This is a genomic window from Desulfosporosinus sp. SYSU MS00001, assembly GCF_049943955.1.
In the GTDB taxonomy this organism is placed as follows: domain Bacteria; phylum Bacillota; class Desulfitobacteriia; order Desulfitobacteriales; family Desulfitobacteriaceae; genus Desulfosporosinus.
Window position 1 is genome coordinate 198,498 of record NZ_JBNFTW010000002.1, and the last position, 19,363, is coordinate 217,860.

Below are 19,363 nucleotides of genomic sequence, written 5' to 3' on the forward strand. Positions count from 1 at the left end.
ATCACTCCTGTCTAAAGATTTTGGGCAGTACAGGAAGATTAATCCGGAAGATAGTCCCTTTTCCTAGTTCGCTGTCAACGTCAATGGTTCCGCCATGCAGTTTTACACTTTGATAGGAAATTGACAAACCAAGACCGGTGCCGGTCTTTTTGGTTGTATAAAAGGGATCAAATATTCTTGATTTATCGTTTAGGGGGATACCCTCTCCAGTATCTGCAAAGCTTATGGCAATGCTGCTTTCCCTTTCTTCAGTGGTTATTGCCAGTTCTCCGCCTTCAGGCATAGCTTCTGCCGCATTGACAATGATGTTTACAAAAACTTGTTTAAGCTTTTCGGTATCAGCTAAGATTTTAGACAGGTTATTTGCCAGATGTATTTTTACGTGGACGTTTTGCTTGCGCAGCATAGCGGCGGAGAAGGAGAGGACTCCTTTAATAAGATCATTAATGGAACATTCCTTGGTGGCAACTTTAGTAGGACGTCCGAAATCTAAAAGTTCCTGAATCTCAAAATCTTGGCGGTCGATTTGTTCTTCTATTGCCCGCGTAAATTCTTCAATGCCGGTCACTTGAGAATATTCTTGTTTCATCAATTCAACCAAGGTTTTAATGATAGCAATTGGATTGCGTAACTCATGAGCCACACCGGTTGCCAGACGGCCAAGAGCGATCAGGTGCTCCGATTGTCTCAGCTGATCTTCTAATCGTTCCTTTTCGCTGAGGCCAACAGCTAAGCGATTAACTGCTTGAGCCACCTGACCAAGTTCTCCCGGCATTTCAGGCAGCAAATGATGGATATCATTTTCCATGCGGTTTAACCCCTGCTTCAAACGGTTAACTCCGGTCATTAAGTTTCGGATAACAATAAGGGCACCAATCATAACAATAGCCAAGACAGCAAGAGTAAAATACCTTTCAAGTTTCAGGAAGAAGCTGCTTTGATAAAAAAAGGGGTTAAGCCGCTCTTCGACCCACATTACGGCGACGACGTTCTTATTTAAAACTACAGGGGATATATACTCAACGACCTGATCATTCCATAAACCAGATATGCGAAAGAGCGGGGTATTACTCATTTCGGTTGCAACTAAACCTGGTTTTGTATTGTCAAAGATGTCCTTTTCCCTTTGAGCTTCTTCTTCCTGAGAGAGGTTACGATAGTTATGCAGGAAACCAAGTACGGTGATTTTTTCTGTTTTGGGTATATACAAGCCAAAGCGAATTCCTAAATTAGCTTGAATCTGTGGGTTCACAACTTGGGTGAATTCGTCTTGAAGCAGAGATGAAGAGATTTCAGTTCCTAAGGACAATGATTGAAGATTTTTCGAAAAATCCTTATTGATACTGTTGACCAGGGCTTCGAGTCGTTGTTCTTTGTCTAGGAAAACAACTTCATCTGTCTTGGAAGCAAAAAAAATGTCGTACATTAGAGCAACAGATGGTACAAGCATGATAACGGCAATGATAATTACGATCTGATTTCGCAAACTGCTGCTTTTAAAGGTAGAGAATAATTTATTTCTTCTCAGCACAAAATCACTTCCGTTGTTATAACTGTAGTATATGCTACAGTTATTATTAAATAAAACCTACACTCTATTAATGCCCAATAATACCGTGAAGGTAAGCATGCAATCAATAAGCAGCTCAAATGAGTTAGAAGTCCTTCATTCAAGTGTAGCATTTGCTACACTTTTTAATTGATTGATTGCCGAAAATCTTGAATTGAGGCCTTTTTGGGGTCTGGCACGCTTTTTGCTATGTAACTAGTTATATAAAATTATACCACAATATCAAAGTAAAGCGCTGATATTGTTCCTATTTAGTATTAACCCTAATACGAAAGGTGGAATTATCCTTGTCTAGCTTAGTACTCAATACGTATTCACCTTTAGTTGATAAAATAAAAACTGAGTCCGGAGATCGATCTTCCCATCTTTGGCTATTAGTTAATCCTAACTATCCTGCAGTTCGTAATGATATTTGGGTGCCGATTCTTGAAGTGATTCAGGATCAAGTATACCGTAAACTTAAAAAAAGAATTGAGACTAGAACTATTTATTTCAAAAGTATGGTCAGCGATATCGGTTTGGTTTCTAATGCTTCGCAATTTTGGTCATCATCCGAAATTACAGATGATATTATATCGCTAAAGGAAAGTATTCTCGAATATCGACCCAAACTATTAATTACCTTTGGAACGCTAACTTATGAATTAGTAAATCGTATCTGTGAATCGGGATCGGAAAAAGGAACCAAGTATTGGAACAGTGCAAATTTAGAATGCGAATTCGAGAAATCCATTGCAAACTTTGATATCAACAGCACGAATAGGATTCCTCTGCCTCGCCGGGTTATGACGAGGAGGAAGTTTATGGAAGACTACGATTCTTCTTGGGAAGTCTGTGAAAACTACTTTAAGGATGTTGGAACAAAGATTGCTGATAGAATTATTGAACATGAGCATGAACTTAATATTTGGATTGATTGACGTGTCTGACAGCAAAAAAGCGCCTTCCGGAATTTGGTTATTCCGGAAGGCGCTTTTATAGTTTATCCAATCGTAAGACTCTCACTTCTACAAGTGGGAGTGATTCCCATACCTTGCTTTGGTGGGGGTAGAGTTCACTTAGAAAACCCTTCTGGCGCCCAGATATACAGATTGCCAATAAGGACCGAAGCTATAAATTGTCACTCCTTTGGAGCTGGAAGCGTTTATGAATTGATCATTTCCGATATAAATACCATCATGGTCTACTATCCCGTTTTTTTCGATTGAGAAAAAGATTAGGTCCCCCGGTTGTAAATTGCTATAGTTGACAGGCGTTCCCACTGTGTATTGATCACGTGAAACCCGTGGTAGGGTGATTCCGTTTTGAGCAAAAACATACTGAACGAAGCCGGAACAGTCAAAGCCGGTGCTAGGTGAGTCTCCTCCCCATTGATAGGGGACACCAAGATATTTTTCGGCAGTATTAATAAGGGCAGCTGCTTTATCAGCATGGAGTTTTTCTGTGTAAGCAGCATTGAGAGACTTTGCGGTGATTGGCCCAACGATTCCATCAACACTTAAGGATTGGGCCGTTTGAAAAGCAACAACCCCATTCTTTGTTTTGGAGCCGAAAATACCGTCTGTTGTCCCAATATTATAGCCGAGGTAATTAAGTTCAGTTTGTAACTGTACAACATCAGGACCTGTTGAACCAAATTTAAGTAAGGTGTCGCCTAATGAGGCCTGTGCCGATTGAGCTAAGCCGAAGACTAAAAGAATCACCAGTAAAATCAGACTTGTCAGTTTCTTTTGCATAAAACATCCCCTTTCTTGATTACGATGCTCATTATTACGATAGCCAAGGAGCATGTGCATAATTTCATTATATTTTAAAGCCTTGGGACAAGTCCATGGATAAAATATTCCAAAATCATGTCATATTATTTGCTTTTATAGAAATTGAATCATTGCGAAGGATCAATATCCCGCTGCACAAGATTGAGGTTGAATTTCATTAGATATAATAGATTAGATATAAAAAAAACCGCTCAAAAAAGCAGTTTTTTTGCATGAAACGGGCAGTCTCCTAATGACGGTGATCGTCTATGATTGTCTAGGCTACGATAGAATCTGTCTCGGCCAAACAATCTTTAATTACGTTATATACTCTGTCCGACAATTCATTGGCCTGATCTTTTGTAAGACTGTTGGTGGGGATGGGATCTGAAATAATAATTTCCACATGGGCTGGCTTTATCAGAAAGCCATTTTGCTCCATAATCTTATAAGAACCGCGAATTGCAATAGGAACAATAGGAACTCCGGCTTTTAATCCCAATTTTAAGCTTCCGGACTTAAATTCACCTAACGTTTCACTCTTGCTTCTCGTCCCTTCTGGGAAGATAACCATGGAATAGCCTTTTTTTAGATGATCTGCGGCCTGATTAATAACTTTGAGTGATTGGCGGATATCAGAACGATCCATAAAAACACATTGCATATGTGTCATCCAAGTACGGATAAAGGGTATTTTAAGCAGCTCAATTTTGGCTATAAAGGCCTTAGGCTTTTTTATGTATCCCAAGAGTAAAGGGATGTCAAAGTTTCCTTGATGGTTGCTCACAAAAAGGACGGGTCCGGAAGGGATTTTCTCCTCCCCAGAGATTGAAACTGTTACGCCTGCACACTTTATTAAAGACCGAGCCCAGTTTGTAGCCATTTCGGCAGTGATCTTGTCTCGTTCGGAAATTTGTCCCAGCTTAGACAAGCGGTTAATTTTCATTAGGACGGGCTCGATAGCAATAAGGTAGAGCCAAAAGTAGATAAACCAAATAATTGTACGGATCATTATTTTTTCCCTCTCAATATTGTTTTAAAGATATTATAGCTTAGAGAAGCAATTTTCGAAATGGCCATTTATTCAGCATCTCCGAAAATTACGATATAGAAAAAATTTTAGTATTGTCATATAATAGGTCTGGTTAATCGAAAGAAGGGTTTATATGCTGAATTTATGTTTACGCATAGCTCTCATAGTTTTAATTACAGCGTTTTTTTTAATCCTCATTTACATAATACAGAAGAAAAATAAAGAACTAAACGTTTTGACCGATCACTTAAAATTAAGAAATAATTTTTTTACTGAAGTTTTTGAGAATACTCAAGATGGTATTCTAATCATGAATCAAAAAGGAAAAATACTTAACATTAATAAATCCTTTGGAAGAATGTTTGGAGTTAATACCTCCGAAATCTTGGGTTCGGATATTAGTGATGTTATGCTTGGCTCCGATAAAAAGGAAATCGATTTTTTTTGCAATAAAATTCCAGAAGGAGTAATTTCAAATATTTCATGTTTCCGTAACGATGGCTTACCCATTCAAGTTCGAATATTGGCACTTCCTTTAATAATTAAACAGGATGAAATGGAGTTTTGTGTAATTTTTAATGACCTTGCTCATACAGAGAGTTCTCTAAAAGATTTGGAATTACAAAAAGTATATTTCCGCAAGCTTTTCGAAAATTCTCCGGAGGCTATTTGCATCTTAGATACAGAAGATAGATTTATAGACGTTAACTGTGCTTTTGAAAAAGTCTTTGGTTACTCAAAAGAGGAGCTGCTCGGCTTCACTATTAATGATAAAATTGTTACCATGGAGCAGAGTGATAAGGCCACTGAGCTTTCCGAAAAAGTTATCAAGGGGAATATCGTTGAATATGATACTCTCCGATCTCGTAAAGATGGGAGTATTGTTCATGTTCATATCCTTGGCTACCCTTTAATTTTTGAAGATCAACGGATTGGCTTGTTCGGAATTTACAAGGATATTACGGAGCAAAAAAGGGCTGAAGAGGCTCTAAAAGCTAGTGAACATACTTTTAGAACTCTCTTTGAGGGCTCATCTGATGTTATATTAATTCTTGATGATAATAAGTTTATAGATTGTAATCCTGCGACTATAGAACTGTTAGGTTATGATTCTAAAGAAAGTATTATTGGCAAGAGTTTTTGGGAGCTTTCACCGCCATTCCAAGTCAAAGGAGTTTCTTCTCAAGAGAAGGCGATGGAGATCATTAAAACGACTCATAGAAGTAAAAAGTTTGAGTGGCTTTTGAAAACGAAGGACGGGACAATTGTTCCTGGAGAAGTCATGCTGACGTCCATCCTAATTAATGAAAAAAGAGTGTTTCATGTCTTATGGCGAGATATAAGTGAACGCAAAAAAATGGAACAACGGTTTGAGTTTTTAAGTTATCATGATTTTCTTACAGGATTATATAACCGCCGGTTTTTTGAAGAAGAGCTTAAACGGTTAGATGTGCAGAGAAACTATCCTTTAACGGTTGTTTTTGTCGATGTTAACGGTCTAAAGCTTATTAACGATTCTTTTGGTCACAGTATGGGGGATCAACTCCTTAAAACTGTCGCCGAGGTAATAAAAGGTTCCTGCCGATCCGACGACATCATTGCCCGTCTAGGCGGGGATGAATTTGTTCTTCTCCTGCCTAAGACTAGTGCCATTGAAACAGATCAAATTCTTAAACGCATTAAAACTCGGGCCTTAGAAGAGAAAGTGGGTTCTATTGCCTTATCGGTCTCCTTTGGATATGAGACAAAGACTCATAAAGGTGAAAATATTTATGAGATTTTAAAAAAGGCCGAAGATTATATGTATAAGAAAAAGCTTTTTGAAAGCCCGAGCATGAGAGGAAAAACCATTAAGGCAATTATTAGCACTCTGCATGAGAAAAACAAACGTGAAGAGCAGCATTCTCATCGAGTATCAGCGCTTTGCGAACGAATTGGCAAGGCCTTGGACCTTCCCGAAGGACAAATCGAAGAACTGAAAACTGTTGGCTTGCTTCATGATATCGGTAAAATTGCAGTTGAAGAAACAATCTTAAACAAGCCCGGCAAATTGACCGACGATGAATGGGAGGAAATTAAAAAGCATCCGGAAATAGGTTATCGAATCCTCAGCACGGTCAATGATATGTCTGAAATGGCGGGTTATGTATTATCTCACCATGAACGTTGGGATGGGAAGGGATATCCTAAAGGTCTAAGGGGTATTGCGATCCCGCTGCAGTCAAGAATTATTGCTATTGCTGATACCTATGATGCAATGACCAGTGAACGAAGTTATCGTAAGGCTTTGCCTGAAACCATTGCCTTGCGGGAATTGAAAATTAACGCCGGGATTCAGTTTGATCCTCAATTAGTTGAGATTTTTCTTCATGACGTCGGAAATAACTCAGCATAATTCATTGCAAACTAGAAGTTTTATTTGACAAGCAGGTAGTTTTCAATTATACTGAAAGCGTTAAAAGGGAGTAGTTTTAAATTACAAAGTCAACATACCCGGCAAGAATTCTTGCCTGGCTTTGTAAGCCCAAAGAGGTAACAAGACTTTTGACATGGTCTTAATTGACTATGTCAAAAGTCTTTTTTATTTACCTCAAGGTTTATATTTGAAGTGAGGAGTGGTTATATTCATTAAGTACATCGAAATTTTATAGGGGGCAGGGGATAATAGGAAAGCAAAAGGAGGATCTAAGTTTGAATTATTATCAAAAAAAAGCCCAAGCGGTTATTGCCGAATTAAAGAGCGACGAAGAACATGGATTATCTTCTTCTGAAGTTAGAGCAAGAATTCAGCGATACGGGAAAAACGTTTTCACACCTAAGCCCAAAGAGAGCCTTTTTGTCAAAATTATGGAAAGCCTGAAGGAGCCTTTAATTATAATCCTATTGATATCAGGGGTAATATCATTACTAATGGGTCACCTTCCGGATGGGCTGGGAATCTTCGCTGCCGTTCTTATAGCCACGACTATTTCCGTGATTCAGGAAGGTAAATCGGATAAAGCCTTCGAAGCCTTGGCTAAGCTGAGTGAGGATGTTCTAGTGAAAGCAGTGAGAGACCGCCAGATAATCCATATACCGCAAAGTGAGCTTACCATCGGTGATATTATCCATTTAGAAACAGGGGAAAAAGTCCCGGCAGATGCCAGAGTTATCCATTGTTCAAATCTCGGAATTGATGAATCCTTGCTTACCGGTGAAGCAGAATCTGTTACCAAAAAATCCAAGCCTATTGAGCGTGAAAACTGTCCCCTGGCTGAACAAACCAATATGTTGTTCTCAGGCACTATGGTCATCGAAGGGAGAGCTATTGCGTTAGTAACTGCTGTTGGCGATCAAACTGAAATGGGCAAAATTGCTGAGGAATTAAAGGGAGAGACGACGGCTCAAACTCCCCTGCAAGAGAAATTAGCGGATCTTGGCAAGAAAATCTCAATTATTGGATCGATAGTAGCTGCTGCGATTTTTCTTTTCGAGTTGTTAATTATGTATCGACAAGGGTTGCTTGTTCCGGGTAATATTACTTCAGCCCTGCCGGGAGTTAAAGACGCTTTTATCACTTCCGTAGCCCTTATCGTGGCGGCAGTTCCGGAAGGCTTACCCACTATGGTGGCAATTACCCTTGCTTTTAACATGCAGAAAATGGCTAAAAATAACGCTTTAGTCCGTAAGTTAATCGCCTGCGAAACGATTGGTTCCGTAAATGTCATATGTTCCGATAAAACAGGAACCTTAACTGAAAACAAGATGACGGTGGTAGAGGCTTGGTGTAACGGTCAAGAGGTATCCGCGGCGAGCCTGAATTGTACTGCATTATTGGAGAATTTCTGTCTCAATACGACAGCAGATATCACGAAAAAGGATAGTCAGTATACGTTTCTGGGAAATCCAACGGAATGTGCTCTTCTTGTCTATGCTGATATGAATCAAATTAACTATCGCGACTATCGCAAAAAGTTTGGCGAGCCTGTTGCCGAATACAATTTTACGTCAGCAAGAAAAATGATGTCCACGGCTTATGAAACGGCAGATGGTTACCGTATTTATACCAAGGGCTCCCCGGAAAAAGTCCTTAAGATTAGTGATAGAGTCTTGGTAAATAATGAGATTGTTCCCTTGACCCAGGAACACAAAGATAGAATTGAAGCTGGAATTAAAGGCCTTCAGGATCATGCTCGGAGAGTATTAGCCTTTGCTTACACCGATTTTAGAGCAGAGCCTCAATGGGAAGATATCTACAATGTGGAAAATAATCTTATTTTTACAGGCTTTGTTGGAATTGAAGATCCATTGCGCAAGGACGTCAAGGAGGCTATCGATCAGTGCCGTCGGGCAGGTATTGCGGTCAAAATTTTAACCGGGGATAACATTAACACTGCTAAAGCTATCGCCGATCAACTGGGAATTATCCGCAAGGATTCTTTGGTTCTCGAGGTTACGGATATTGATGCCATGAGTGATGAGGAGCTGAAAAGTAAACTCAGTAACATTGTTGTCATAGCGCGTTCAAATCCTACGGCTAAAATGAGAGTTGTTAAATTGCTGCGTGAAAACAATGCTTCCGTCGTTGTTACCGGTGATGGCATCAACGATGCTCCTGCTTTGAAAGCGGCTGATGTTGGAGTTGCTATGGGAATCACCGGAACTGAAGTTTCCAAGGAGGCTTCGGATATTGTCTTATTGGATGATTCATTTTCCAGCATCGTCAAAGCTATAAAGTGGGGGCGAGGCATTTATGAAAACTTTCAGCGCTTCATTCAGTTTCAGTTGACTGTTAATATTGTAGCTTTCATTACAGTTATTTTGGCAGAAATCATAGGTTATAAAATGCCGTTTACAACCCTGCAATTGTTGTGGGTAAATATTATAATGGACGGACCGCCGGCCTTAACTTTAGGTTTAGAACCACCCAGAGAACATTTGCTTGAAAAACGGCCGATTAAACGAAATGCTTCTATTGTTACTAAAGATATGTTATTTAAAATCATTTCCAATGGTTTATTTATCGTGGCAGCCTTAATTTTCCTTCTGAAAACTCAAATACTTGGAGGAAGTGAAGCACAGCAATCAACCATTGTCTTTACGTCGTTTGTACTCTTCCAGTTATGGAATGCCTTTAACTGCAGAGAATTTGGAGTAAAGAGCATCTTCCCTTATATTCATAAAAATAAAACGATGCTCGGCGTGGTATTTCTAACCTTTTTAATTCAAATTATGGTTACCCAATTTGGTGGGCAGGTATTTAAAACAGTCCCTCTTGAACCTTATCTATGGTTAAGAATGCTTGGATTTACCTTTAGTATTGTTGTTTTCAGCGAATTATTAAAACTTATTATGAGAGCTGGGCAAAAGTTCGTTAAGATTAATAACTTATAGTTTTTGTTTCTATCCTGAAAGAATTTGTTATGGGCTAGGCGCTTTTGACGAAAGTGTTCACAGGACACTTTCATCACTAAAGCCCTAGTGTTCGGTTTTAGCTGAACGAGTTCACTAGGATCGATTTACTGAATAGGATGTTTACGTTTACCATTATAGTTCAGCAGGAGTATCCATTCACAAGGATACTCCTTTACTGTTTCCTTTAAACTTTCTGGAAAAGCTATAGCTTCAAGGGAGGGAGCTTTGCCAATAATAGTAGACTCTCTCCCCTCTGGTCGTCTATGGTTTGTGAGATTCAGCGATCCATGGCCTAAGGTTCACCTCGGGTTATTATACAAAGGTTTACAAAACCTTAACGTTCAAGGGTGGGTCTTTTAGTATAATAAGCTTGAAAGTGGGTGCCAAAAATGTCTAATGATTTAGATATAGTCGATAAGTTAATTTCTTTAATGTCCTCAGGAAAATACAACGCCCATGATAGACTGCCCTCTGAAAATGAAATTGCCGATACTTACGAGGTTCCTCGAATTACAGCGCGGAAAGCCTATGAAAGACTTGAAGAAATGGGATATATTTATAAAAAACAGGGAAAAGGGAGCTACGTCAAAGACAGATATCAGCAAATTGAACTTGTTCTGACAGGAGATGTAAGTTTCAGTCAAAAAATGATCGAGAAAGGATATGACTTCCAATCGAAAACAATCTTTTGCCAAGAAATTAAGTACAACAAGAAAATTTATAATTACTTAGAAACTACTAAAGAGGATAAGATCTTCAAAGTCGGCAGGTTAAGGTATATTGATCGTCAACCAATAGCGCTTCATGTTTCTTATCTTGCAAAATCGGTCTTTGAGGATATTGATGACGCCGGCAGGGATATAACCTCAATGTTTCAGTATTATCACAGTAAAGGGTATACACGATTTGACTCTAAACCCAGCGTCTTAAGTGTTTCTTTTCCCACGGCGTCTCAGAGAACGTTGTTTAATTGTCCTCATTTGATTCCTCTCTTAGTTTTGGAATCGGGTTGTATGGATAAGAAAACGGGTAAGGTATTGGAATACCTCAAAATTTATTATAGAAGCGATTGCTTTTCTTATGTTATACCGTAAATAATTTGTTGAGATAACGCAATTCCTCCCTCCCTAATCGTTGCGACGATTTGAGGAAGGGGATGAATTGCTGATGTGGTTAAATAACCCTAAATTAATATGTGGTTAATACATTTTTTACATCAATGATCTATAATTAGATGAAATTCATGACGAGGATCATAAAATAAAGGGGAGTAGCCTAATTGAGAACGAAAGAAGAGTATTACGAGTTGGTTTTAAACAATAGAAAAATCGCTAGTGACCCAATGAACCTTAAGTGCACATGTAGGGAAGTTCTTTGTGAATGGCATGGACGCTGCCGGGAATGTGTTGCTTTACATAGATATCATCAAGATCATGTTCCAGCCTGTTTTCAATCCTTTATTAACGATAAATTAAAGGATATCGTTAAAATTGGAGAAATGACCGCCGAAGAAAATAAAAAGACACCAATAGAATACCGACTCTATGTTAAGGAACAAGACCAACTTTTACGCTCTAGCCCGGAATCCTAACTCGATAAGTTTAATAAGGGATTGTAACGGCATTTCCATGGGTTATTTGCTGAACTTACAGCAAATAGCCTTGGAAATGCCGTTTTGTAATTTAACTTTCTTCTACCGGGGGGGAGTTTATCCAATAGTAAGACTTCCACCTCTACAAGTGGGAGTGGTTCCCATACCTTGCTCCAGTGAGTTTATTTACGAAGATTTAACGGAGTCTATACAGAGCTTTAACACGGTCGACTTGGCAACAAGTTATGCTCAATATGTAAACGATAACGCTTACAAAGGAAGGCTTAAGCATGATTAGAAAAAAGAGAACCGAGATCTTAATCAAAGGCTCTGCGGAAGTTTCCGCAAAATTGGCCCAGGAAATACTTCAGGCCTATGACGTCAAGATCATTGAAGAAAGCAAGAATAGTTTAGTCATGGTAAAAGTTCGGGAGAGCGCTCAGCGAGGCTTATTTTACTTAGGTGAGGTACTTATTACCGAATGTAAGGTGATGATCAACGGGTTTTTGGGAATTGGCATGGTCAAAGGACATGAACTAACCTTAGCCTATAACCTGGCAATTATTGATGCGGCCTATAATGGGGATTTGCCAGAGACCAAAGCATGGACTAAGGCCTTATTGCTGGAGGAACTTCACATTAACGAAAACTATGAGGCACTAAAGAGGCAAGTCTTAAAAACAAAAGTTAACTTTGACACCATGGATGTTCAATAAGAGGGGGGGTATGCAGATGAAACTTGATCTCGTTCATGATATCCAAGCAGCTTATCGCAAAACGCTTGCTTCCATGTCTCGGCCAGGCTTAATCAAAAATCTCCGTGATCAGGCAGATAAGGTGGCTATGGAGATTGACTGTTTTAACTCAACCCTGGTATTGGCTCTGATGCTCTTCGATACGGAAGTAACCTTCAAAATATGTTCTGAACACGAAGTTGAGATGGCCAAGCTTATTAATCAGTTGACTTATGCCAAAGCAACGGAACTGGAGAGTGCCGATTATATTCTGATCTTACATGACTCGAAACCGGGGGATTTGGAGAAGGCTTTCCAAATGGCCCGCAGCGGAGATTTGCTGGACCCTCACAAAGGTGCAACCTTGATCATTGAAACAGACGTCGTAAGTAATGATCGGAACCTCACTCTGAAAGGGCCCGGAATCGAAAAAGAAAACTATATGGATGTGACGCTGAACGATCAGTGGGTCGATTGGCGGGAAGAAAAAAACTCTGAATATCCTCTGGGAATTGATTTAATCTTTACAGATCGGGAGGATAACATATTGTGCCTCCCGCGGACAACTCAAATTATAAAACAGGTGGTTGGATAGATGGGGTATGTTGCTGTTAAAGGCGGGACTCTTGCCATTGAGGAATCGCTGAAACGACTAAAATATGAGCGGTTAAAAAAGGGAGCCGTTGTTGATTGTCAGAGAATTGAAAGCGGAATGCGCTGCTTAATTGACCAAGTTATGTCAGAAAGCAGCCTATATAATGAAACGTTGGCCGCGCTGGCCATAAAGCAAGCGGAAGGAAGTCCTGAAGAAGCTGTCTTTTTAATGAGAGCCTACCGTTCAACTCTGCCGCGCAATCATTATTCCCGCGTTGTTGAGCCTGAGGACATGATGGTCGAACGCAGAATATCCGCAAGTTTTAAAGATATACCCGGCGGACAGATTTTAGGTGCGGCCAATGATTATACTCATCGTTTGCTTGACTTTAACTTGAGTGAGGAAAGCGATGAAGAGGCGATCAATTGGGTAGGTGATTATGTCCTGGAAGGCGGAGAAGTTAACGATAGAACAGATTTGGCTAATTTACCTAAGGTGCTGGATTATCTGCGGGAAAATGGCTTGATGTCAGTTTGTGATAATGATAACCGTGAACCGGATGATGTTACAAAAGAGAGTCTCCAGTTTCCGGCGAGCCGAAGTGAACGTCTGCAGATTTTAACCCGAGGGCAGACAGGAGCTGTTACGTCTCTGGGGTATGTAGCCTTGCGCAGTTTCGGGGCCCTTCATCCTACGGTGGGGGAACTGCGCATGGGAAATCTGCCTCTCTATGTGGATAATCCCTTCGATGAACAAAATGAAAAAGACGATGGTTACTACATTGGCGAAATTAAAGTCACGGAAGTCGAGACGTTGTTTCCGGAAGATATCCAGAACATCAATGGGGAAAAAGAGATTGAATTCAAGCTCGGCTATGGACTTTGTTATGGTCAGAATGAGACAAAAGCAATTGCCATGAGTATTCTCGACCGCTGTTTAGAGGCGGGTGAATCAGAGCATGCCATTAATGACGAGGAGTTTGTCCTGCTGCATATCGATTCCGTCGAGTCTTCGGGTTTTATATCGCATCTGAAATTGCCCCACTATGTAACGTTTCAGTCCAAGTTGGACAGCGTGCGACAATCGAAAAAAGATCTGCCCCAAACTAAGGGAAACAATGAGGAGCTGCAGTCATGAACATTGAGTATAATTTCGCCTTTTTTGATGAAGGGTCTAAACGGGAAATTAGAAGGGCAACCTTAAAAGCTATTGCCATCCCGGGTTATCAGGTGCCTTTTGCCTCCAGAGAAATGCCCATTGCCAGAGGATGGGGAACAGGAGGACTTCAGTTAACCCTTTCCCTGGTGGGGAAAGAAGATAGTCTGAAAGTTATTGACCAAGGCTCTGATGAATCGGTAAATGCCGTCAATATTAAGAAACTTATTGCCCTGACGACCGGAATTGGTGTTACAGACGAAACAGCCGAAGCGACCATCATCCAATCGAGACACCGGATCCCTGAAACTCCGCTGCAAGAAGATCAGATCCTGGTTCTCCAAGTACCGATACCAGAACCTCTTAGGTATTATGAACCGAGTGAATATGAAACAAAAAAACTTCATGCAGAACATGAATATAGTGGTGCTTGGCTTATGCTTTTTGAGCAGATCGTGAACTATGGGGCCATGTCCACAGGAGCAGATCATCCTGTGATGGTTCACAGCAGATATGTGATGGCTCCCAGCCCTATTCCGAGATTCGATAACCCCAAGCTAAATCAGAATAAAGCCTTGATTCTTTTGGGCGCCGGACGTGAAAAGAAGGTTTATGCAGTACCTCCCTACACAAAGGTTGCGTCTCTGGATTTTGAGGACTATCCCTTTAGGGTTGAAACTTTTCAGGATAAGTGCTGCAGATTATGTGGAGCTAAGGACGTATTTCTGGATGAACTATTGAATGATATTACGGGTGAAGCCTCATATCAATGCAATGACACCAGCTATTGCCTGCAAAGAATGAATGGAATTTCAAAAGGATGAGGGATTGCAAATGGATGATTTTGAACGGCCTGTTTTAGCGGTGCGAAATATTAATAAACAATACGGTCAAGGATGTGTCAATTGTCGTGGATCAAAAGGGGAGGGCTTGTTGAAAAATTATTGTCCCGTTTGTGGTACGGTATATGCCTGCAGGGATATCTCCTTTGAAGTCTATGAGGGAGAGATTTTAGGAATTGTGGGTGAAAGCGGCAGCGGCAAGTCAACGATGATGGAGTGCCTTTATTTTGACCAGGAAGTAAGCAGCGGCGAGGCTTATATTGCCGCCTATAAAGGCGGTAAAACAAATGTCTTCAAGGAATCTTCACAGCAGAAACGATATATAAGGAATCATCTCATGGGAAAGGTGTATCAAAATCCCCTCATGAGTCTCAAAATGAATTTCTCCTCCATTGGAAATATTGCCGAGAAGTTGATTTCAGCCGGAAACAGGAATGTGGGGCAGATGAAGGTCCGCGGGGAAGAACTATTGGAGCACGTCAATATCCCTGTCTATCGTATGAAAGAAGCTCCTAAGAACTTCTCGGGGGGAATGCAGCAGAGGGTTCAAATTGCTAAAGCCTTATCGAACAATCCGCCGCTGCTGCTCCTCGATGAGGTCACGACAGGATTGGACTTATCTGTTCAAGCCAGTGTCCTGGATTTAATCAAGAGCATTCAAAGACAGTTAAAGATTTCTATGATTATCGTGTCTCATGATTTAGGCGTTATCAGAATGTTGGCTGATCGAACTCTTGTTATGCTTGACGGACAGGTAATTGAACAAGGCTTAACGGATCAAATTTTAGAAGATCCCCAGCATGGTTATACTCAGAGGCTTGTCCAATCCTTGTTGTAACTGCCGGCGGATGAAGGAGATAGCATATGTTTTTAATCACTAATGCTCAGATCATTACGGAAGAGTCAGTCTTAACAGGGTATAACCTTCTAGTCAAAGACGACCGGATTTTTAAGATAGTGCCTCAAGGTGAAGAAGCTATAACCGAGGAGCTTCAAGAAGATATTCAAGTTATTGACGGGGCAGGCGGCTATGTCGCACCGGGATTTATTGATATTCACTCGGATTATATTGAGACAATGGCAGCACCAAGACCGACCTGCCTAATGGATTTTCAGATGAGTCTTCGCGAAACAGAGAGACAATTAGTTTCCCATGGAATCACCACCATGTTCCATTCCCTATCCCTTTTTAAAGACACTGAGTATAAGCGTAAACCCATCCGAAATCCGGAAAATGTCCGGAAATTCATCGATTTGGTTGCCGGAACTGGAACTAACCATCACTTGATACGACACAAATTTCATGCCCGGTTTGAAATAGACAATGTTAACGACGTGGAGGAATTAAAGGGGTATATCAAGGAGAAAAAGGTTCAGCTTGTTTCCTTCATGGACCATTCACCGGGCCAGGGACAATACCGGGATCTAGAGGTCTACAGGAATATGGTCAAAAGCTATAACGATTTAGAGGATCAGGTGATTGATCAAATCATTGACCGCCATCAAAGAAAGGAAAAAGTAACGATTGACGGGATTAGGCAAATCGCAGAACTGGCTCGGGAAAATGGTATCGCTATTGCGTCCCATGATGATGACACTGCCGAAAAATTAGAGTTGGTACAAAGCTGGGGAGTGACAATCAGTGAATTTCCCATCTCTTTGGCAATAGCTCAAAACGCCAAAAAGAAAGGATTGTTCACCATGGCCGGTGCCCCCAACATTCTCTTGGGAGGTTCCCACAGCGGAAATTTATCTGCAGCTGAAGCAATCCTAGCGAACACTATTGACATCCTCTGCAGTGATTATTATCCGCCTGGTATGCTGCATGCTGTGTTCATGCTTCATGAAATGTATAAATTAGATCTTGTCGACGCTTTCAAATTAGTAACCCTAAATCCTGCCAAAGCTGTCTCTCTGGATCAGGAAATCGGCTCTATCAGAGAAGGGAAGAAAGCGGACCTCCTGATAATTGAAACGATTGAGGAGAATTATCCAGTTATTACTGCTGTAATCATTGATGGGAAATTAAAGCAAACAACATCCTATTCGGCTTGAAGGTTGAGTAAATTGGGAAAGGTCGGATGAACTAATAATGATTGTAAGGCTTAGTCAGGAACCTTGTATTCATGAGAACTGTCAGCTGGACAATGTTGAATTGGGTCAGTATACAGAGGTAGGGACTTATAACGTCTTAGAAAATGTTAAATTAGGCGATTTTTCTTATACAGGACCCTTTTGCATTGTTCAAAACACTGAAATCGGCAAGTTTTCTAACATTGCGGCGATGGTAAGAATCGGGCCTACCGATCATCCTATGGATAGGCCTACCCTGCATCATTTTACCTACCGCCGCAGGAAGTATGGTTTGGCAGAATCCGATGATGAACAATTTTTCCAATGGCGGAAGGAGCAGAGAGTCAAGATTGGTTATGACACTTGGATTGGACACGGTGCCATCATCATGCCCGGGGTAAAAATCGGCAATGGAGCGGTGGTAGGCAGCGGTGCAGTGGTTACGAAGGATGTGGATCCCTATACCGTTGTAGTCGGAGTGGAGGCTAAACCAATCAAGAAACGATTTTCTGAAGAGTCTGTTCAAATACTTGAGGAGATTAAGTGGTGGGACTGGTCCTATGAAATGATTAAAGAAAGGCTTAATGATTTTTATCTTCCTATCCAAGAATTTCTGGAGAAGTATAAAAAAGCAGGTGTGTAAATGGAAGAAATATTAGTTGTCGAGGATTTAACAAAATCCTTTATCATTCACAATTTAGCTAAGCACATTGAAGCGCTTCATGATATTTCCCTTAACCTAAAAGGAGGTGAATTCGTCGGGATTACAGGGAAAAGCGGCAGCGGAAAATCAACGGTCTTTAAGTGCATATATCGTACTTATGTACCTCAGAATGGACAAATCTGGTATAACTCTCAAAAATACGGCTTTGTAAATTTAGCAGAACTCTCAGAACGACAAATGATCTATCTTCGGAAACATGAGATTGGCTACGTATCACAGTTTCTGAATATAATGCCGCGGACAACCGCACGGGAACTGGTAAAACAAGCCGTTTTAGAAATGGGATCTGGTGAAGATTATGCCAATATGGAAGCTCAGCGAATGCTGGAACATTTTGAACTGGACAAAGAATTATGGGATTGTTATCCTGGAACCTTTTCCGGCGGTGAAAAGCTGCGCTTAAATATTGCCAGGGCTATGGTCAAGCGTCCTAGGTTACTGCTTCTGGATGAACCTACTGCCAGTTTGGATCATGCTTCAAAATTAAAAGTGCGGGAACTAATTGAGCAATTGAAACGAGAAGGAACAACGATGATGGGAATTTTTCATGACCTGGAATTTATGGAAAACCTCTGTACTCGGGTGTATACAATGCATGATGGCAGATTGCAGGATTTTCAAATTTAACCTAAATATTACAATGGTTTAATGGGAACATAATTATGGTTAGGTAAAATACAACTAGGACTTATGGAACATCGCAATCATATTTTAAACATCGAGAGGAGAATAAAAACGTGAAAAAAGCCACTTTATCGTTCATGGCAGTTATTCTGATGTCTTCCCTGCTAGCAGGATGCGGCACTGCCGCTTCTTTAACCTCATCGGCAAATTCCGGTTCGGGTTCAGATGTTAAAGAGCCAGCAACAATCACTATCGCCTGGCTGCCTAATAATTCAGGAGATAATGAAAAGGCTTTCCGTGACGAATTTGACCAGATCATCGAAAAAGCAACAGGAAAAAAAGTTGAAAACAAATTGACGACTGATTATGCTATAGCCATTTCAGCCCTGGAAAGCGGAGACGCTCAAATAGGGTACTTCGGACCGAATGAATACATTGTCTCACATGCTAAAGATCCTAAGGTCATACCTTTGGTGGTGGAAAGCGGAGATTCAGGGACTTTGAACGATGCCCTTTACCACAGCCGTTTTCTCGTTAAAAAAGGCAATGAAGATCAGTACAAAGCGGGTGACAGTTATGACATTGATAACATAGCAGGGAAAAAAATGTCCTTCGTTTCCACTAGCTCAACATCTGGGTTTAATATGCCGACCGCAGCAATACTGGGGAAATTCAACAGTCAGGACAAGTGGAAAAGTCTTACCAAAGATGACTTGGCCCAAGGCGGCAGCGGGAAATTTTTCAGCCAGGTTCTCTTTGCTGGCTCACACCAATTATCGTTAGTAAATGTACTTACGGGCAAATCTGATGTTTCAGCAGTTGATGATCTTGATGTCGCTCAATATGTAACTCTCAGCTCAGGAAAAGACAATGAGGCTGGGGCTGTCTATACGGTTAAACAGGGTGCCGATGCTCCATTTAATACACTTGCCGGCGCTCAATTTGAGATCATTAAATCCATACCGGTCTTAAACACACCACTTGAGGCCAACAGCGCAGTGCTAAGTCAAAAAACTCTGGACCAAATAACTCAGGCACTTACCTCTGATGAGACAACAAAGGATACCAAGATATTTGCTCCGAAAGGTTCTCAAGGATCTGTCTTTGTCCAGCCCCACCGTTTCTTGAAAGTTGATGATTCCTGGTACGATCCCATGAGAAAGGTTCTGGGCTATTCTAAATAGAAGCCAATAGTTTAAGTGAAAACCAATACTTATTGTATCTTCAATTAAATAGTTAGGGTTTGGGGGTGAGGGGCGTTGCCTTGACGC

General features: G+C 40.7%; 17 protein-coding genes. 14 read left to right on the forward strand and 3 right to left on the reverse strand.

Translation table 11 applies throughout. The annotated features are described in order from the left end of the window. Position 1: 1 nt before the first annotated feature. Positions 2–1,531 carry an ATP-binding protein gene (locus ACPUYX_RS04330; RefSeq protein WP_426378491.1) on the reverse strand — a complete coding sequence of 510 codons (1,530 nt, stop codon included), beginning with the start codon at positions 1,529–1,531 and terminating at the stop codon, positions 2–4. Positions 1,532–1,857: 326 nt separating this feature from the next. On the opposite strand from ACPUYX_RS04330, the gene ACPUYX_RS04335 reads away from it, so the two are divergent. Next, positions 1,858–2,490, forward strand: a complete 633-nt coding sequence (locus tag ACPUYX_RS04335; protein ID WP_426378492.1) for a hypothetical protein — start codon at positions 1,858–1,860, stop codon at positions 2,488–2,490. Positions 2,491–2,628: 138 nt separating this feature from the next. Here ACPUYX_RS04335 and ACPUYX_RS04340 read toward each other — a convergent pair whose 3' ends face one another. After that, a complete protein-coding gene (locus ACPUYX_RS04340; RefSeq protein ID WP_426378493.1) occupies positions 2,629–3,306 on the reverse strand; it encodes an NlpC/P60 family protein in 678 nt (225 codons plus the stop codon). 298 nt (positions 3,307–3,604) lie between these two features. Further along, positions 3,605–4,339: a lysophospholipid acyltransferase family protein gene (locus tag ACPUYX_RS04345; RefSeq protein ID WP_426378494.1), complete on the reverse strand. Its 735-nt coding sequence runs from the start codon at positions 4,337–4,339 to the stop codon at positions 3,605–3,607. A 154-nt stretch (positions 4,340–4,493) separates the two neighbouring features. On the opposite strand from ACPUYX_RS04345, the gene ACPUYX_RS04350 reads away from it, so the two are divergent. The 13 genes from ACPUYX_RS04350 (at position 4,494) to ACPUYX_RS04410 (ending at position 19,276) form a co-directional block, all read left to right on the forward strand. Continuing rightward, positions 4,494–6,755 (forward strand): PAS domain S-box protein, encoded by a 2,262-nt coding sequence (locus tag ACPUYX_RS04350; protein WP_426378495.1) that lies wholly within the window; start codon positions 4,494–4,496, stop codon positions 6,753–6,755. A 296-nt stretch (positions 6,756–7,051) separates the two neighbouring features. Further along, entirely contained in the window at positions 7,052–9,733 is a 2,682-nt protein-coding gene (locus ACPUYX_RS04355) for a calcium-translocating P-type ATPase, PMCA-type (protein WP_426378496.1), read from the forward strand. 410 nt (positions 9,734–10,143) lie between these two features. After that, the gene (locus tag ACPUYX_RS04360; RefSeq protein ID WP_426378497.1) at positions 10,144–10,848 is read left to right on the forward strand and encodes a GntR family transcriptional regulator; all 705 of its coding nucleotides are present in this window, start codon (positions 10,144–10,146) and stop codon (positions 10,846–10,848) included. A gap of 185 nt (positions 10,849–11,033) precedes the next feature. Then, positions 11,034–11,345: a hypothetical protein gene (locus tag ACPUYX_RS04365; RefSeq protein WP_426378498.1), complete on the forward strand. Its 312-nt coding sequence runs from the start codon at positions 11,034–11,036 to the stop codon at positions 11,343–11,345. Between the two features lie 290 nt (positions 11,346–11,635). Then, entirely contained in the window at positions 11,636–12,061 is a 426-nt protein-coding gene (gene phnG, locus ACPUYX_RS04370) for a phosphonate C-P lyase system protein PhnG (RefSeq protein ID WP_426378499.1), read from the forward strand. A 16-nt stretch (positions 12,062–12,077) separates the two neighbouring features. After that, positions 12,078–12,674, forward strand: coding sequence for a phosphonate C-P lyase system protein PhnH (gene phnH, locus ACPUYX_RS04375; RefSeq protein WP_426378500.1), 597 nt, complete (start codon positions 12,078–12,080; stop codon positions 12,672–12,674). Next, complete coding sequence (locus ACPUYX_RS04380; RefSeq protein WP_426378501.1) at positions 12,675–13,811, forward strand: carbon-phosphorus lyase complex subunit PhnI; 1,137 nt, start codon at positions 12,675–12,677, stop codon at positions 13,809–13,811. After that, positions 13,808–14,653: an alpha-D-ribose 1-methylphosphonate 5-phosphate C-P-lyase PhnJ gene (locus ACPUYX_RS04385; protein WP_426378502.1), complete on the forward strand. Its 846-nt coding sequence runs from the start codon at positions 13,808–13,810 to the stop codon at positions 14,651–14,653. Before ACPUYX_RS04380 ends, ACPUYX_RS04385 begins: the two co-directional genes overlap by 4 nt. Before the next feature lie 10 nt (positions 14,654–14,663). Beyond that, the gene (locus ACPUYX_RS04390; protein WP_426378503.1) at positions 14,664–15,509 is read left to right on the forward strand and encodes an ATP-binding cassette domain-containing protein; all 846 of its coding nucleotides are present in this window, start codon (positions 14,664–14,666) and stop codon (positions 15,507–15,509) included. Positions 15,510–15,535: 26 nt separating this feature from the next. Beyond that, positions 15,536–16,726: a phosphonate metabolism protein PhnM gene (gene phnM, locus ACPUYX_RS04395; protein WP_426378504.1), complete on the forward strand. Its 1,191-nt coding sequence runs from the start codon at positions 15,536–15,538 to the stop codon at positions 16,724–16,726. A 37-nt stretch (positions 16,727–16,763) separates the two neighbouring features. Further along, the gene (locus tag ACPUYX_RS04400; protein ID WP_426378505.1) at positions 16,764–17,387 is read left to right on the forward strand and encodes a DapH/DapD/GlmU-related protein; all 624 of its coding nucleotides are present in this window, start codon (positions 16,764–16,766) and stop codon (positions 17,385–17,387) included. Next, entirely contained in the window at positions 17,388–18,095 is a 708-nt protein-coding gene (gene phnL, locus ACPUYX_RS04405) for a phosphonate C-P lyase system protein PhnL (protein ID WP_426378506.1), read from the forward strand. It begins immediately after the preceding gene. A gap of 110 nt (positions 18,096–18,205) precedes the next feature. Continuing rightward, entirely contained in the window at positions 18,206–19,276 is a 1,071-nt protein-coding gene (locus tag ACPUYX_RS04410) for a PhnD/SsuA/transferrin family substrate-binding protein (RefSeq protein WP_426378507.1), read from the forward strand. The last annotated feature ends 87 nt before the right edge of the window (positions 19,277–19,363 follow it).